The sequence below is a fragment of the Aestuariimicrobium sp. p3-SID1156 genome (assembly GCF_025144225.1).
GTDB lineage: Bacteria > Actinomycetota > Actinomycetes > Propionibacteriales > Propionibacteriaceae > Aestuariimicrobium.
The window spans coordinates 109039-124251 of the sequence record NZ_JALXXB010000005.1 but is presented as its reverse complement, the minus strand read 5'-3'; the positions used below and the strand labels follow the sequence as shown (position 1 = coordinate 124251).

Here is a 15213-nt window from a genome sequence, read left to right as displayed (position 1 = left end):
AGCGGGGACCTTCTCGGTATCAAGGGTTCAGGATGTGATCGCCACTCTTCAGGTCCGTAGCGTTGTCCTCTGCTCTAGTCTTCGATCATGAGCGCCCCAACCCTGGCCCAGAACGAGCGCGCCGCGCTGGCGGACCTGTTTGACACCGTGGGCCCCACTGCCCCGACCCTCTGCGAGGGCTGGCTCACCCAGGACCTCTGCGAGCACCTGGTCGTGCGAGAATCCGATCCGCTCGCGCTGCCCGGGATCTTCGTGCCGGCCCTGTCCGGGATCACTCGTCGGCGCATGGCCCGCGCCGCCCACCGGGGCAGCTGGACCGACCTCGTGGATCGCTTTCGGCGCGGACCGGGGCGGCTCTCACCCCTCGCACTGTCGCCCGTGGACGCCGCAGTCAACGGCATGGAGTTCTTCGTCCACCATGAGGACGTGCGACGCGCCGGCAACGACCCGCTGCCGCCCCGACTCCTGCGCGTGGCCGACGAGCAGACCCTGTGGACGCGGGTCAGCCTGCTCTCCCGGATCGCCTTCTCCCGGGCTCCGGTGGGCGTCGTGGTCGAGAATGCGCTTGACCCGGAGGCCTCCGTGCGTGTCCGCACAGGAGACAGCATCGTGACGATCGCAGGCAAGCCCTCCGAGATCGTGCTGTGGCTGAGCGGGCGCCGCTCGGTCACCGAGGTGGAGTTCATCGGCGAGGACGACGCCATCGCCCAGCTGCAGGACCACCTCAGCTGAGCTTCTCCAGCACCAACTCCCGGACGCGGGCGGCATCTGCCTGGCCCTTCATCTCCTTCATCACAGCACCGATGAGCGCACCAGCAGCCTGCACCTTGCCCGCCCGGACCTTGTCCGCCACACCTGGATTCGCGGCGATGGCGGCCTCGACGGCCGCCGAGAGCGCACCCTCATCCGACACCACGGACAGTCCGCGAGTGGCGACGACCTGCTCCGGGTCCCCCTCCCCTGCCAGCACGCCATCGATGACCTGACGGGCGAGCTTGTCGTTGATGGTCCCACCCTCGACGAGTCGCTGCAGCTCGGCGACCTGGGCAGGGGTCATCCCGACCTCGGCCAATTCCACGCCCGCCTCATTGGCGCGCCGCACGAGCTCGCCCAACCACCACTTGCGTGCGGCCTGGGGCGTGGCCCCGGCGGCCACGGTCTGGTCGATGACCCCGATGGCGCCTGCACCGAGCACGTCGCGCATCTCCAGGTCGGTGAAACCCCACTCCTTCGTCACACGGGCCAGTCGTTCGGCGGGGGGTTCGGGAAGCGTGGCGCGCAGTTCCTCCACCCAGGCGGCGTCCGGGGCGATGGGCACGAGGTCTGGCTCGGGGAAGTAGCGGTAGTCCTCCGCGGTTTCCTTGGACCGCCCGGGGGTGGTGAAACCCTCGGCCTCGTTCCAGTGGCGGGTCTCCTGGCGGACTGTGCCGCCCTCGGACAGTACTGCCCCCTGACGGCACATCTCGTAGCGAACCGCTCCCTCGACCGAGCGCAGAGAATTGACGTTCTTGGTCTCGGTGCGCGTCCCGAAGACGGCGGCACCCCTGGGCATCAGCGAAACATTGGCGTCACAACGCAGGGAGCCCTGCTCCATGCGGACATCGGAGACATCGAGCCCACGCAGGATCTCGCGCAGGGCCGCAACATAGGCGCGGGCCACCTGCGGCGCCTTCTCCCCGGCTCCGGTGATTGGTCGGGTGACGATCTCGATCAGGGGGACGCCGGCGCGGTTGTAGTCGAGCAGGGAGTAGTCGGCGCCCTGGATGCGGCCCGTGGCGCCACCGACGTGCAGGGACTTGCCGGTGTCCTCCTCCATGTGGGCGCGCTCCACGTCGACACGGAAGGTCTCCCCATCCACCTCGACGTCAAGGTACCCATCGAAGGCGATCGGCTCGTCGTACTGGCTGATCTGGTAGTCCTTGGGCATGTCCGGGTAGAAGTAGTTCTTCCGAGCCATTCGACACCAGGACGCGATCTGGCAGTTCAGGGCCAGTCCGATGCGGATCGCCGACTCCACCGCCTTGCCGTTGATCACCGGCAGCGACCCGGGCAGGCCGAGGCAGATCGGGCAGACCTGCGTGTTGGGCTCGGCGCCAAAGGCGGTCGAGCAGCCGCAGAACATCTTGGACACGGTGTTCAGCTCGACGTGCACCTCCAGGCCCATGACGGGCTCATAGGCGGCGAGAACGTCCTCAAAGTCCATGACATCCATGGTTCAGGCCTCCAGGAAGGGGATCTGGCTGGTGAAGGGTGCGCCCCAGGCAGAGGCCTGGGCGCGTTCCAGTGCGGCACCGACGCGGTAGATGCGGTCATCGGCCATCGGCGGGGCCATCACCTGCAGGCCCACCGGCAGCCCGTCCTCGGGCGCGAGGCCGGCGGGGAAGCTGCCCGCCGCGTTCCCGGCGAGGTTGGCGGGGATGGTGCACAGGTCGGCGCGGTACATCGACATGGGGTCGTCGATGCGCTCCCCGATCCTGAACGCGGTGGTGGGCGTCGAGGGCGAGACCAGGACATCCACCGAGGTGAAGGCCTGGTCGAAGTCCTGTCGGATCAGCGTCCTGACCTTCTGCGCCGAGCCGTAGTAGGCGTCGTAGTAGCCACTGGACAGGGCATGGGTGCCGATGATGATGCGGCGCTTGACCTCCGAACCGAAGCCCCGGCCACGGGTCAGGCGCATGACCTCCTCGGTGGAACGCTCCCCATCGTCACCGACGCGCAGGCCGTAGCGCATCGCGTCGTAGCGCGCCAGGTTGGAACTGACCTCGGCGGGCATGATCAGGTAGTAGGTGGCCAGGGCGTGCACGAAGTGGGGGCAGGAGACCTCGACGAGCTCAGCACCGGCGTTCTCGAGGAGCGTGAGGGACTCCTGGAAGCGCTGCTCGACGCCGGGGGCATAGCCGTCACCGGCGAATTCGCGCACGATGCCGATCTTCATCCCGGCGACATCACCGCTGCGGGCGGCCTCGACCACCGGCGGGACCGGCGCCTGGATCGAGGTCGCATCCATGGGGTCATGACCGGCGATCACCGCGTGCAGCAGGGCGGCGTCCTCGGTCGTGCGAGCGCAGGGCCCGGGCTGGTCCAGGGAGCTCGCCATCGCAATGATGCCGTAGCGCGAGGAGCCGCCATAGGTGGGCTTGACACCCACGGTCCCGGTGACGGACGCGGGCTGGCGGATGGAACCGCCGGTGTCGGTGCCGATCGCCAGGGGTGCCTCGAAGGAGGCCACAGCTGCCGACGAGCCGCCGCCGGAGCCGCCGGGGATGCGGTCCAGGTCCCAGGGGTTCCGGGAGGGACCGTAGGCGGAGGTCTCGGTGGAGGATCCCATCGCGAACTCGTCGAGGTTTGTCTTGCCCAGGATCACCATGTCAGCGGCGATGAGGCGGTCGACGACGGTGGCGTTGTAGGGCGGAACCCAGCCTTCGAGCATCCGCGAGCCGGCGGTGGTGGGCAGGCCCTGGTAGCAGAGCAGGTCCTTGACCGCGATCGGGACGCCGGCCAGCGGGCCGAGCTCCTCACCCGCCGAGCGCTTGGCGTCCACCTGTCGTGCGGTGGCAAGCGCTCGCTCGGAGTCGACGGCAAGGAAGGCGTTGACCTTGGGGTCGACCGCCTCGATGCGATCGAGGTGGGCACGGGTGACCTCTTCGGCGCTCTGCTCGCCGGTGGCGATGCGGCGAGCCAGTTCAGCGGCGGTGGCGGTGAGGATCTCGCTCATCAGGCCTCCTCGTCCAGGATGCGGGGGACACTGAAACGGTTGTCCTCGGCGGCGGGGGCACCCGCGAGCGCCTGGGCTGCGGTGAACGAGGGACGCACCTCGTCGGCGCGGAAGACGTTCGTCAGCGGCAGCGCATGGGAGGTGGGTTCGACATCTGCGCCCGCCAGTTCGGCCACGCTGGTCACCGACTCGAGGATGACGTCGAGCTGGGGGGCGAACTGCTCCAGCTCCTGGGGGGTAAGTTCGATCCGCGCGAGGCTCGCCAGTCGGGCTACGTCCGCGCTCGTCAAGGGTGCGCTGCTCACGGCACTCTCCTGTCCGGGTGAATGTTCCCCGCCATCCTAGGGGGTCATCACGGGGGTCGGTTTCGGGCGCCGTGGCACACTTGTGGCGTGTTCCATGTGCGCGTGAGCCTTCCCGACCGACCCGGTTCCCTGGGCGCCGTCGCGACTGCGCTGGGTCGTGTCGGCGCCGACATCGCTGCGGTGGAGATCATCGAGAAGGTCGAGGGCGGATCGGTCATCAACGACTTCGTCCTGGAGCTCCCCGCCGATGTCATGCCGGACAGCGTCATCACCGAGTGTGCCGAACTGGAGGGCGTGCGGGTGATGTGGATGTCACGCGTGCCGGCGAACTGGGGGCTGGAATCCGACCTGATGGCTCTGGAGCGCATGCTCGCCGAACCGTCGGTGGCCCTGCAGCGCCTCACCGAGGACGCGCCGCGGGTCTTCAATGCGCAGTGGGCCCTGGCCCTCGGCGAACAGGGCACCCCGTTGGCGGCCACTGCTCTGGCCCCCGAGTTGGGCCCCGAACAACTCTCCCTCCTGGGCCCCTTCGACCAACCGCATGCCTCGGAACTTGCTTCCGGTTGGATGCCGAGTTGGGCTGACACGGCCGTCGCGGTGGCGCCTGCCTCCCAGCAGCGTGTGATCATCCTGGGGCGTCCGGGCGGTCCGGTGTTCCTGGAATCCGAGGTGCGTCGCCTCCACCATCTGGCCTCTATGGCGTGAGCGGGGACCACATGCTGAGTTGTCGATGCTGACCCTTCGCTTCTGGGCCGAGATGGTGACCTCGGTGGGCTATGGCGTGCTGAGTTCGGTCGTTCCGATCTTCCACACCGAGGCCTTCATCATCGCCGCCCTGGGCGCCGGAGTGCTGGGGGTTCTCCCCCTGACCATCGGTCTCACCATCGGGCAGACGATCGGGAAGCAGCTGATGTTCCTGGCGGTTCGCCGCGGCAAGCAGCTGCCGGTGGTCCAGCAGCGGAAGAGCAAGCCGTTGGATCCCAACTCCTGGCGAGCGAGGTGGAAGTCCTGGTCGGAGCGGACGGCGCACCTGGTGGAGTCGCCCCGGTGGGGCTACCCGCTGCTGTTCATCAGCGGCGCTGTCGGTGTTCCGCCCATCTACCTGGTCACCCTGTTTGCCGGCGCCACCCGAATGAGCTTCGTCGGGTTCAGCGTGGTTGCCTTCCTCGGCTTCTTCGTGCGCACGCTGGGGCTCGCACTGATCACCCTCGGAGCAGTCCAGCTCTGGTGACCCTTCCGCCGGTGCCCCACTCAGCCGCCGCTGAGCGCCTTGTAGAAGTAGTAACCAACTCCGAAAAGCGCCGCGATGCCCGCGAGCAGCACCAGGGACGCCCAGAGCCGCATCCTCTTCTTGGCCGCTGTGCTGGGCACCATCTGGGGCCCCCACTCCCCGACCTTGGGCTGGACGCGGGTGGTCGAGCGCCCATTCAGGTTCAGGTCGGTGAAGATTCGCATGGCGTCCACTGTAGTGGTGGGGCTGATCAGCCACCCTTGGACGGACACGGCTTCCATGTCTTTCCGCCTGGCGCATAGCAACGAGGGCCGGTGTACTTGGTCTTCGGGGCCTGCTCGCTCGTGCGCTTGGGTGTGACCTTGCGCTGAGAGGATTTCGTGTGCGTGGTCCTCGGGGGCGCCGGCGCTGGTCGAGTCGTTGGGGTGGGACGTCGCTGCTGCGTGGTCGGCGGTGTGTTCTTCCATGTGGTCGTCCGCGGGGCCATTTCACGCTGCCGAGCTTCGCGTCGGCGGCTCTCTGATTCACGGGATGCCTTCTCGGCCGCTTCCCGCTCGGCGCGCTTCTTTGTGGCGGCCTCCTCCGCTGCCCTCTTCTTCCGGGCTGCCTCCTCAACCTCCGTCTTCTTCCGTGCCGCGGCTGCAGCCTTTGCACGCTTCGTGCTCTCCTGGCTCAGCTTCTGGTGGCTGCGCTCGGCGCTACGGGACACGGCCGCAACTCGCTTCTCCAGATCCGGAAGCCGGTAAGCCAGGCGCCAGACGCGAGTGGCCTCGCCACCGTCCTTGATGGCGGCGAGCGTTGCGGACAGGGCGTCGGCATCAGCAGCGACGGCGGCCGCCACTCCCAAAGGGATGTCGAGGTCTGCTTCGGCAGCCGGGGTCGTCGGAAGAGTTCCCAGCTGCGCCTCCAGTGCATCGAGCTTCACCGGCAGTGTGCATTCCACGTCATCGGCGAAGAGTCCACGCGCAGCCTTGCGAGCACGGTCCTCACCCTCCTTGACCTGCTGATAGAACCGAGCGTTTGCGCCGACCTTGATCGCGACCCCGTACCCTGCGTCGGCGATGGCGGTCGAGACATCGGACCCGTTCTTGCTCACCGCGGCCAGTGTCCGTCCGTATCCATCGACCCGGTCCACGTCATACGTGAGGCGGACGGTGTCGCCCGGGGATAGCACCCGCCTGAGGAACTCTGGGCCTCAGGACCGAGGCACTGCACAGCCTTGTCCGGGTGCTTGGTTTCGGGAGTGTCAATGTTGAGCAACCGCACGCGTTGGGATTTGCCGTTCGACTCCACGTCAACCGTGTCTCCGTCGATGACGCGTACTACGCGAGCCGTGTCCGACCCGTTCACGCCATGGACGGCCCTGCTGACGGCGTAGCCGCCCCCAACCACCACACCAAACGTCAGCACGCCTACAGCCAGCGCCTTCATCGCCTCTCCTTCGAGCCCCGGTACGCACAGTATGTCGGATGGCTCTGACACGAACGAAAGGACCCCGTCTGTCGGTCCGGCGTCATCACCGATCAGGCCAACAGCTGCTCCGTGGCGAGCTCCGCGATCCGGCGCGCCCGGATGATCGCCCGGCGCGCCGGTGAGGGCGCCCAGCCGGCCAGGCCGCAGGCTGGCGTGATCGCAGACTGGTCCACGACGGTGGCCGGTGCGAGCCCCATGCGGCGGAGGAAGGCCATCAGGCGGTCGAGGTCGGCGTCCACCGTGCCCACCTGGTCAACCGGCCAGGTCGGGACCGCGCCCCACCACACCCCACGCCCGGACTCCAGCCAGGGGGCAAGCAGGTCAACATGTCGGCCGTTCAGCCGGGTCACGTCGACGCTGACCTGCGGGATCGAGGTGCGCTCCAGCACAGCGGTGAGCGGAGCGCCGCAGAAGTGGAGGACGGTCTGGTCGGCAAGTCCTGCGAAGGCATCGAGGGATTCGACGGCTTCTGAAGCGCCCACGGCTCGGTGTCGCTGGTACCCGGAGGCGGTCGCGATCGCGCCCTCCAGCACCGGGCCCAGCATCGGTTCGTCCAGCTGGAGGCACCAGCTCGCGACCGGAAGTCGTCGGCGTAGCTCGCCCAGCAACTCACCCACTCCCTCGACCAGTGAAGCGGTGAGCTCACGTGCCAGCCCGAGGCCAGCCAGCACCTTGTCCCCGCGAGGGCGCTCGACCGTCGCCGCGAGTGTCCAGGGTCCGGCGATCGACAGCTTCACGACGCCGGTGAACTCCTGGGCCTGCTCCTCCATGACGTCCAGGTCCTGCCTGAGCAGGCGGGTCGCCCGACGTTGGTCGGCGCCGTGGTGGTCAGTGATCCGCCAGCCCGCGGGCTGCAGGTCGGCGCCGAGCATCGAGAGGCCGAGGGTGCGGCCAACCATGTCGGCACCGACCCCTCGGGCCGGTAGTTCGGGGATCGCCACCAGGTCTGGCGTCTCCTCAAAGAGGAGCCGCGCGGCGGCAGGCATGTCGGTTCCGGGTAGGGAACCGAGGGTCGTCCACTTCATGGTCACTGCCCCCTCACCGCGATGCCCTGGCGATGGTGGCCGACCCGACGACCCTGTCGCCGTCGTAGGTGACGATGGCCTGACCGGGAGCGATACCGGTGCAGGGCTCGTCCAGCTGGGCGACTAGGTGGTCACCGTTGGTCTCGACCAGGGCGGGCATCGCCTCACCGTGGGCGCGGACCTGGACATGGCCACGCCACTGCCCCTCGCGCTCGGGACCGGCCCAGGTCGGGCGGATGCCCTCGATGCGGGTCACCGACAACCTCTCCTTGGGCCCCACCACCACGGTGTTGGCCACGGGCTCGATCGACAGCACGTAGCGGGGGCGTCCATCGGCGGCGGGACGCCCCAGGTGCAGCCCCTTGCGCTGCCCCACGGTGTAGCGGTGGGTGCCGCCGTGCTCCCCCAGCGGGGTGCCGTCGGCGTCCACGATCTCACCGGGCCGGGCACCGAGGTGGCGGTCGAGGAAGCCGGCGGTGTCGCCGTCGGGGATGAAGCAGATGTCGTGGGAGTCGGGCTTCTTGGCCACCCCGAAGCCGAGCGCAGCAGCCTCCGCGCGGACATCGGTCTTCACCGAATCCCCCAGGGGGAACAGGCAGCGCTGCAGCTGATCGGCATGCAGCGTCCCCAGGACATAGGACTGATCCTTGGCGGGGTCGACGGCACGGTGCAGGCCCTCAGCGTCCAGCTGGGCGTAGTGGCCGGTGGCGACGGCGTCGAAGCCGAGTGCCAGCCCGCGTTCGAGGACTGCGGCGAACTTGATTTTCTCGTTGCAGCGCAGGCACGGGTTCGGAGTGCGCCCGGCCTGGTACTCGGCCAGGAAGTCGTCGACCACGTCGGCACGGAAGCGATCGGAGAAGTCCCAGACGTAGAACGGGATGCCGAGCTTGTCGGCCACCCGGCGGGCGTCGTGGGAGTCCTCCAGCGAGCAGCAGCCGCGCGCACCGGAGCGGAAGCTCTCGGGGTTCTTCGACAGGGCAAGGTGGACGCCCACGACCTGGTGACCGGCGGCCACCATGCGGGCAGCGGCGACGGCGGAATCGACGCCTCCGGACATCGCTGCGAGAACCTTCACCCGGGCATTCTACTGAGCGGTTCTCATGGCCAGCGCATCTACCGAGCAGGATCGTGGGCCCGCCGAGCCTGCTCCACGGCCCCCGGAAGCGTGGCGACAAGGAGGTCCACCTCGGCATCGGTGACCTCGGCCCCGAAGGAGAGCCGCACCGAGCTGGAGGCGTCCTCCACGCTTCGTCCCATCGCGAGTAGGACGTCGCTGGGCTGGTGCAGACCGGCGCGGCAGGCCGACCCTGCCGAGGCGTCGATGCCGGCCTGGTCGAGCAGGAACAGCACGTCGTCGGCCCGCGCACCCGAGAAGGTCAGGTTGAGGATGCCCGGCATCTGGAGTCCGTCCTCTTGAGGACCGTTCACCCGCACGTCCGCCAGCTGGGCCACGGAGCCGAGGATCCGACCGCGCACCTCGCGCAAGCGTCCCAGTTGCTGCTCGCGGGTGGAGGACAGGTGTGCCAGGGCAGCGGCGAAGGCACTGGCCAGGGCTGCTGAGGGGGTGCCCGAGGCCATGCCGCGTTCCTGGCCGGCCCCGGTGCCCAGCGGCTTCAGGGTCAGCTCGCGGCGCACGAGGAGGGCACCGATGCCGATGGGGGCCCCGATCTTGTGGCCGGCGACGGTGGCCATGTCGACCCCGAGCCCGGCGAAGTCCAGACCGGGAGCGACCAGGGCCTGCACCGCATCGGTGTGGGCCAGCGCCCCGCGGGCATGCGCCAGTTCGGCGACCCCCGCCACGGGCTGGATGGTGCCCACCTCGCCGTTCACCAGCTGCACACTGACCAGGCCGACGGTGTCATCGACCAGGTCGGCCAGGGCCGCACGGTCCATCAGCCCCTCGGCGTCCACCGGCGCGATGCGTACGTCGTCGAGGTGGTCAACAGCCTTGGCCACACCCGGGTGCTCGATGGCGCTGATCACCACCCCGGGACGAGCCGGGTCCAGGCGCGAGCCACCCAGCACGGCCAGCGAGTCGGCCTCGGTGGCGGTGAAGGTGAAGACCACCTCGGTGGGGTGGGCGCCGAGGTCAGCTGCCACCGACTCGCGGGCGTCCTCGAGCAAGGACTTCACCCGGCGTGAGGAGGTGTGCAGGCCGCCGGGGTTCCCGGCCCGCTCGGTGGCAGCCAACCAGGCGTCCCGTGCGGCAGGCAGCAGTGGCGCGGTGGCCGCGTGGTCGAAATAGGCCCGCTGGGTGGTCATCGGCCGCGGAAGACGGCCTTGCCCGGTCCCTCTTCCAGGAAGCTCTTCATGCCGGTGCGGCGGTCCTCGGTGCTGAACAGGGCGGCGAAACCGGTGGCCTCGATCATCAAGCCGGTGTCCAGGTCGGTCTCCAGGCCGGTGTCGATGGCCTCCTTGGCCCAGCGGAGGGCCCAGCTGGCGGCGTCCTTGAACTGCAGGGCCCAGGCCATGGCCTGGTCCATCAGCAGCTCCGGCTCGACGACCTCGTCCACCAGCCCGATGGCCAGCGCCTCGTCGGCGTCCACGTGGCGGCCGGTGAAGATCAGGTCCTTGGCGCGGGAGGGGCCGATCAGGCGCGGAAGGCGCTGCGTCCCGCCGATACCGGGCATGATGCCAAGGGTCACCTCGGGAAGACCAAGACGAGCCTTCTGGGAGGCAATGCGGTAGTCGGCGCAGAGCGCCAGCTCAAGTCCGCCTCCCAGGGCATACCCATTGATGGCGGCAACCACGGGCTTGGGCAGCTTGGCGATGGCGGTGAAACACGCCTGCATGGGGTGGACGCGGGCGTGCATGTCGGCCAGCGACATCCCGGCCATTTCGGTGATGTCATTGCCAGCCACGAAGGCGCGGCCCTCACCCGTCACCACGACCGACTTGATGGACTCGGTCCGTGCAATCTCCTTGGCCAGGTCACCGATCCGATCCTGCATGTCCATGGTCAAGGCGTTCACGGGCGGGCGGTTCACCGTCACGACGGCGACGCTCTCGGTGACCTCCATGGTCACCAGATCAGATGCAGGCTGGCTCATGGGGCAAAACTACCCCACTGGCGTGGTGCTCTTGGTCAGTCGGCCTATCCTATGAACGCCCTGCCCATGGGCCCGGACCCGAAGGATGAGATGACCACTCCACTCGTCGACGCCCCGACCGTCGCCGCAGAAGCTGCTGTACCCCCCATCGACGCACCCGAGGACACGATCGAGGGCCCCAGCGCTCCGATGGACTCCAGTATCCTGGGCGCCACCCTGATGGACGGTGGGTGCCGCTTCGCACTGTGGGCTCCCCGAGCCACTCGCGTCGAGCTCGCCCTGGTCAACCCCGACCGCACGCAGCGCAATCACGACATGGTTCGCAACCCCGATGGGGTCTGGGTCGTGCACGTGCCCGGTGTCGAGCCCGAGCAGCTCTACGGATACCGGGTCGAGGGCCCCTGGGACCCGGACCGGGGCATGCGCTTCAACCCGGCCAAGCTCCTGCTCGACCCCTACGCGCGGGCCATCACTGCGGGCGTCGACTACTCCGGCCCGATCCTGGACCACACGGCCGAGTCCAACTACATCCCCGACCCCACTGACTCCTCCGACTCGGTGCCGCTGAGCGTGGTCGTCCGTGACACCCCCGCTCCCACGCCCCTCCTGCGACGTCGTCCGCTGGCGGAGTCGGTGGTCTACGAGATGCACGTGGCCGGCTACACCCGCCTGCATCCCGAGGTCCCCGAGCACCTGCGGGGCACCTATGCCGGGCTGGCCTACCCTGCGGTCATCGACCACCTCGTCAGCCTGGGCGTGACCGCCGTCGAGTTGCTGCCGGTGCACCACTTTGTCTCCGAGCCGTTCATCATCCGCAAGGGCCTGAGCAACTACTGGGGTTACAACACCCTGGGCTTCTTCGCCCCGCATGCTGCCTACTGTTCGGTGGGAACGATGGGCGAGCAGGTGGAAGAGTTCAAGCACATGGTCAGCGCCCTGCACGAGGCGGGCATCGAGGTCATCCTGGACGTGGTCTACAACCACACCGGAGAGGGTGGCCATGAGGGGCCGACCCTGTCCTTCCGGGGCATCGACCACGAGGGCTACTACCGCCTGACCCAGGACCTGCGCAATGACTACGACGTGACCGGCTGCGGGAACTCGGTCGACACCTCACACCCCGGCGTCCTCAACATGGTCATCGACTCGCTGCGGTACTGGGTCACCGAGATGGGCGTCGACGGATTCCGCTTCGACCTGGCCACCACCCTGATCCGCGATGAGAACCACCACGTCGACCAGGAGCACGAGTTCAAGCGGAGGGTGGCCAATGACCCGGTCTTCGACGACATCAAGATGATCGCCGAGCCCTGGGACATGGGTCCCTATGGCTACCAGGTCGGCGCCTGGGGTCGGGGCTGGAGCGAGTGGAACGACCGCTACCGCGGTTTCATGCGCGACTACTGGCGCGGCGCCACCCAGGGCGTGCGTGAGCTGGCCGCCCGTCTGTCCGGCTCTCCAGACATCTTCGACAACGATGGACGCCCCACCTCGGCGTCGATCAACTTCATCACCGCCCACGACGGCTTCACCATGCGTGACCTGGTCACCTATGACATGAAGCACAACGAGGACAACGGCGAGCAGAACCACGACGGGTCCGACGACAATCGCTCCTGGAACCACGGCTGGGAAGGGGAGACCACCGACCCCACCATCAACGCGTTGCGTCGCCGCCAGGTCAGGAACATGATGGCGACCCTGCTGCTCAGCTATGGCGTCCCCATGATCACCGCTGGTGATGAGATGGGACGCACCCAGCGCGGCAACAACAACGCCTACTGTCAGGACTCGCCACTGTCGTGGGTGCACTGGGACACTCGCGAGGAGTGGGCCGACGTTCTGGAGACCACCAAGGACATCCTGGCGCTACGCGCCGAGCACCCGGTCCTGCGACGGACCCACTACCGCTACCACCGCGAGGTGCTGAGCGCGGCTGGCCTGCCCACCGGGCGCATCGACCTGACCTGGATGAGCGGCAATGGCGGCCAGATGGGCGCCGATGACTGGAACGACCCGACACGCCACCACCTGGGCATGTACATGTCCGGGCGCGAACACGCCTTCCTGGTCTGGTTCCACAACGGGCCTGACCCGGTGCGTGTCCAATTGCCCCAGGCCGAGCAGTGGGGACTGGGCTACGAACTCGTGCTTGACACGGCCAGTGGCAGGCCCGAGGAGTCCCTGCGCTACTCACCAGGCGCCTTCGTGGAACTCCCGGAGCGCTCGGTGAGCATCATGCGCGTCCTGCTCAGCGGTACCGACGGGGCCGACGAGCAGACCGGTGAGATTCCCCTCTCGCGTTTGAAGCAGGTGATCGGTCAGCAGCGCTGACAGGCCGGGGCCCAGCTTGTAGGTTGGGAGCGTGACCGAAGGCATCAGCACCCCCTCCAGCGCTGCGAGCGCCTCCGTGGGAGGCTCTCCCTCCCGGAGTCTGCAGCGCAATCCCAGCAAGCACCGACTCGGCCGCATTCCGGTCGCCAACGTGCAACCGATCGTCGAGCACGGCGCCTACCCGGTGAAAGCGGTCGAGGACGAGGAGTTCAAGGTCACCGCGAATGTCTTCCGCGAGGGACACGACTCGGTCAACGCCTCCATCGTGCTGACCGATCCCCAGGGTGTGGAGACCCGTTTCCCGATGCGCCAGATCGAACCCATGGGCCTGGACATCTGGGAGGGCTGGGCTCGGGTCGGCGGGCAGGGTGACTGGACCTACCGCGTCGAGGGCTGGAGTGACCCCTGGCACACGTGGCTGCACCATGCCGAGGCCAAGCTGCCGGTGGGCATGGATGTTCCGCTGCTCTGTCTGGAGGGTGCGGCCCTGTTCCGCCGCTCCGCCGACTGCGCCCGCGAGGAGGGTGACCAGACCACGGCCACCGTGCTGGAGAACTTCGCCAATGTCCTGCTCCCGGATCGTCCGGTCGAGGAGCTGCTGGAGCTGATCCACGCCCGCAGCCTGCGCCGGTCCATGGACGCGTATTCCCCGCGCGACCTGGTCTCCCCCACCGCTGAGGTGCCCGTCCGCGTCGAGCGCCGCCGAGCCGAGTTCAGCAGTTGGTACGAGTTCTTTCCTCGCTCCCAGGGCGCCCACCAGGACGAGAACGGCCACTGGGTCTCGGGCACCCTGGCGCAGAGTCACGAGCGTCTCGAGGCCGCCGCAGCGATGGGCTTCGACATCGTCTACCTGCCACCGATCCATCCCATCGGCAGGGCCTTCCGCAAGGGCAAGAACAATTCCCTGACCCCCTCGGAGGCAGACCCCGGATCACCGTGGGCGATCGGGAGCGAGGCCGGAGGACACGACGCCATCCATCCCGATCTCGGCACCATTGAGGACTTCGACGCCTTCGTCGCCAAGGCGAAGTCGCTGGGGTTGGAGGTCGCCCTGGACTTCGCCCTGCAGGCGTCCCCGGACCACCCGTGGGTGAAGGAGCACCCCGAGTGGTTCACCACCCGCCTCGACGGCACCATCGCGTACGCGGAGAACCCCCCCAAGAAGTACCAGGACATCTACCCGATCAATTTCGACAACGACCCGGAGGGCATCTACCGGGAGTGCGAGCAGATTCTGGACTACTGGATCAGCCACGGAGTGACCGTCTTCCGCGTCGACAACCCGCACACCAAGCCGCTGGACTTCTGGGACTGGCTGCTGGACCGCATGCATGAGAAGCATCCCGAGGTCATCTTCCTGGCCGAGGCCTTCACCCGTCCGGAGATGATGAAGGGCCTGGGCAAGGTCGGCTTCCAGCTGTCCTACTGCTACTTCACCTGGCGCACCACCAAGGAGGAGTTGGAGTCCTATGTGACTGAACTCGCGCAGGAATGGTCGCCCTGTTACCGGCCCAGCTTCTGGGTCAACACCCCCGACATCAACCCCTTCCACCTGCAGTCGGGCAACCACTCGATGTTCGCCATCCGCGCGATCCTGGCCGCCACTCTGGCCCCGTCGTGGGGTGTCTATTCCGGCTTCGAGCTCTTCGAGCACGTCCCCCTGGCCCCGGGGCGGGAGGAGTACCTCGATTCGGAGAAGTATGAGTACCGCCCGCGCGACTTCCACGGCGGACCCAACCTCAATGTGCTGTTGGGACGCCTCAACGAGATTCGCCGTGAGAACCGTGCCCTGCAGCAGCTGCGCCGGGTGACCTTCCACCCGACCTCCCACCCCCAGCTGCTGGCCTTCTCCAAGGTCGATGGCGATTCGCACGTGCTGACCGTGGTGAGCCTGGACGCCGACCAGGCGGTGACCGGAGAGGTCTACGTGGACCTCCAGACCCTGGGGCTGCCGCCGCAGACGATCCTGCAGGTGGAGGACCAGCTCGGTGGGGGCACCTACACCTGGGGGGCGACGAACTTCGTCAACCTCTATCCCGGCCGCAATGCGCACATCTTCACGGTGACGCCTGCCTGATCC

14 protein-coding genes are annotated in these 15213 nt (G+C 68.0%); 5 read left to right on the top strand and 9 right to left on the bottom strand.

Annotated elements, in window-relative coordinates; translation table 11 throughout:
* The first annotated feature begins 87 nt into the window (after positions 1–87).
* Positions 88–732, top strand: coding sequence for a TIGR03085 family metal-binding protein (locus tag M3G03_RS08005; RefSeq protein ID WP_259809160.1), 645 nt, complete (start codon positions 88–90; stop codon positions 730–732).
* On the opposite strand, the gene gatB is transcribed toward M3G03_RS08005, so the two are convergent.
* The 3 genes from gatB to gatC are packed head-to-tail and all read right to left on the bottom strand — an operon-like array spanning position 725 to position 4005.
* Positions 725–2212 carry an Asp-tRNA(Asn)/Glu-tRNA(Gln) amidotransferase subunit GatB gene (gene gatB / locus M3G03_RS08000; protein ID WP_259809158.1) on the bottom strand — a complete coding sequence of 496 codons (1488 nt, stop codon included), beginning with the start codon at positions 2210–2212 and terminating at the stop codon, positions 725–727. The genes M3G03_RS08005 and gatB overlap by 8 nt on opposite strands.
* Before the next feature lie 3 nt (positions 2213–2215).
* Positions 2216–3715, bottom strand: a complete 1500-nt coding sequence (gene gatA, locus M3G03_RS07995) for an Asp-tRNA(Asn)/Glu-tRNA(Gln) amidotransferase subunit GatA (protein WP_259809156.1) — start codon at positions 3713–3715, stop codon at positions 2216–2218.
* Entirely contained in the window at positions 3715–4005 is a 291-nt protein-coding gene (gatC, locus tag M3G03_RS07990) for an Asp-tRNA(Asn)/Glu-tRNA(Gln) amidotransferase subunit GatC (RefSeq protein ID WP_311197516.1), read from the bottom strand. Before gatC ends, gatA begins: the two co-directional genes overlap by 1 nt.
* A gap of 117 nt (positions 4006–4122) precedes the next feature.
* Here gatC and M3G03_RS07985 point away from each other — a divergent pair, with 117 nt between their 5' ends.
* Positions 4123–4725 carry an amino acid-binding protein gene (locus M3G03_RS07985; RefSeq protein WP_259809154.1) on the top strand — a complete coding sequence of 201 codons (603 nt, stop codon included), beginning with the start codon at positions 4123–4125 and terminating at the stop codon, positions 4723–4725.
* 25 nt (positions 4726–4750) lie between these two features.
* Complete coding sequence (locus tag M3G03_RS07980; RefSeq protein WP_259809153.1) at positions 4751–5251, top strand: VTT domain-containing protein; 501 nt, start codon at positions 4751–4753, stop codon at positions 5249–5251.
* A gap of 20 nt (positions 5252–5271) precedes the next feature.
* Here the strand turns inward: M3G03_RS07980 and M3G03_RS07975 are convergent, their stop codons facing one another.
* The 6 genes from M3G03_RS07975 to M3G03_RS07950 form a co-directional block, all read right to left on the bottom strand.
* A complete protein-coding gene (locus M3G03_RS07975) occupies positions 5272–5475 on the bottom strand; it encodes a hypothetical protein (protein WP_259809152.1) in 204 nt (67 codons plus the stop codon).
* Positions 5476–5501: 26 nt separating this feature from the next.
* Positions 5502–6347 carry a hypothetical protein gene (locus tag M3G03_RS07970; RefSeq protein ID WP_396121918.1) on the bottom strand — a complete coding sequence of 282 codons (846 nt, stop codon included), beginning with the start codon at positions 6345–6347 and terminating at the stop codon, positions 5502–5504.
* Positions 6348–6774: 427 nt separating this feature from the next.
* Positions 6775–7749 (bottom strand): methionine synthase, encoded by a 975-nt coding sequence (locus tag M3G03_RS07965; RefSeq protein ID WP_259809151.1) that lies wholly within the window; start codon positions 7747–7749, stop codon positions 6775–6777.
* Positions 7750–7762: 13 nt separating this feature from the next.
* A complete protein-coding gene (mnmA, locus tag M3G03_RS07960) occupies positions 7763–8824 on the bottom strand; it encodes a tRNA 2-thiouridine(34) synthase MnmA (protein ID WP_259809150.1) in 1062 nt (353 codons plus the stop codon).
* Between the two features lie 38 nt (positions 8825–8862).
* A complete protein-coding gene (locus tag M3G03_RS07955) occupies positions 8863–10011 on the bottom strand; it encodes a cysteine desulfurase family protein (RefSeq protein ID WP_259809149.1) in 1149 nt (382 codons plus the stop codon).
* Positions 10008–10799: an enoyl-CoA hydratase/isomerase family protein gene (locus tag M3G03_RS07950; RefSeq protein WP_259809148.1), complete on the bottom strand. Its 792-nt coding sequence runs from the start codon at positions 10797–10799 to the stop codon at positions 10008–10010. The genes M3G03_RS07955 and M3G03_RS07950 overlap by 4 nt, the downstream gene beginning before the upstream one ends.
* 189 nt (positions 10800–10988) lie before the next feature.
* Here M3G03_RS07950 and glgX point away from each other — a divergent pair, with 189 nt between their 5' ends.
* Both glgX and M3G03_RS07940 read left to right on the top strand, forming a co-directional pair.
* Positions 10989–13133: a glycogen debranching protein GlgX gene (glgX, locus tag M3G03_RS07945; protein ID WP_259809211.1), complete on the top strand. Its 2145-nt coding sequence runs from the start codon at positions 10989–10991 to the stop codon at positions 13131–13133.
* 76 nt (positions 13134–13209) lie between these two features.
* Entirely contained in the window at positions 13210–15210 is a 2001-nt protein-coding gene (locus tag M3G03_RS07940) for an alpha-1,4-glucan--maltose-1-phosphate maltosyltransferase (RefSeq protein WP_259809210.1), read from the top strand.
* Positions 15211–15213 lie beyond the last annotated feature (3 nt).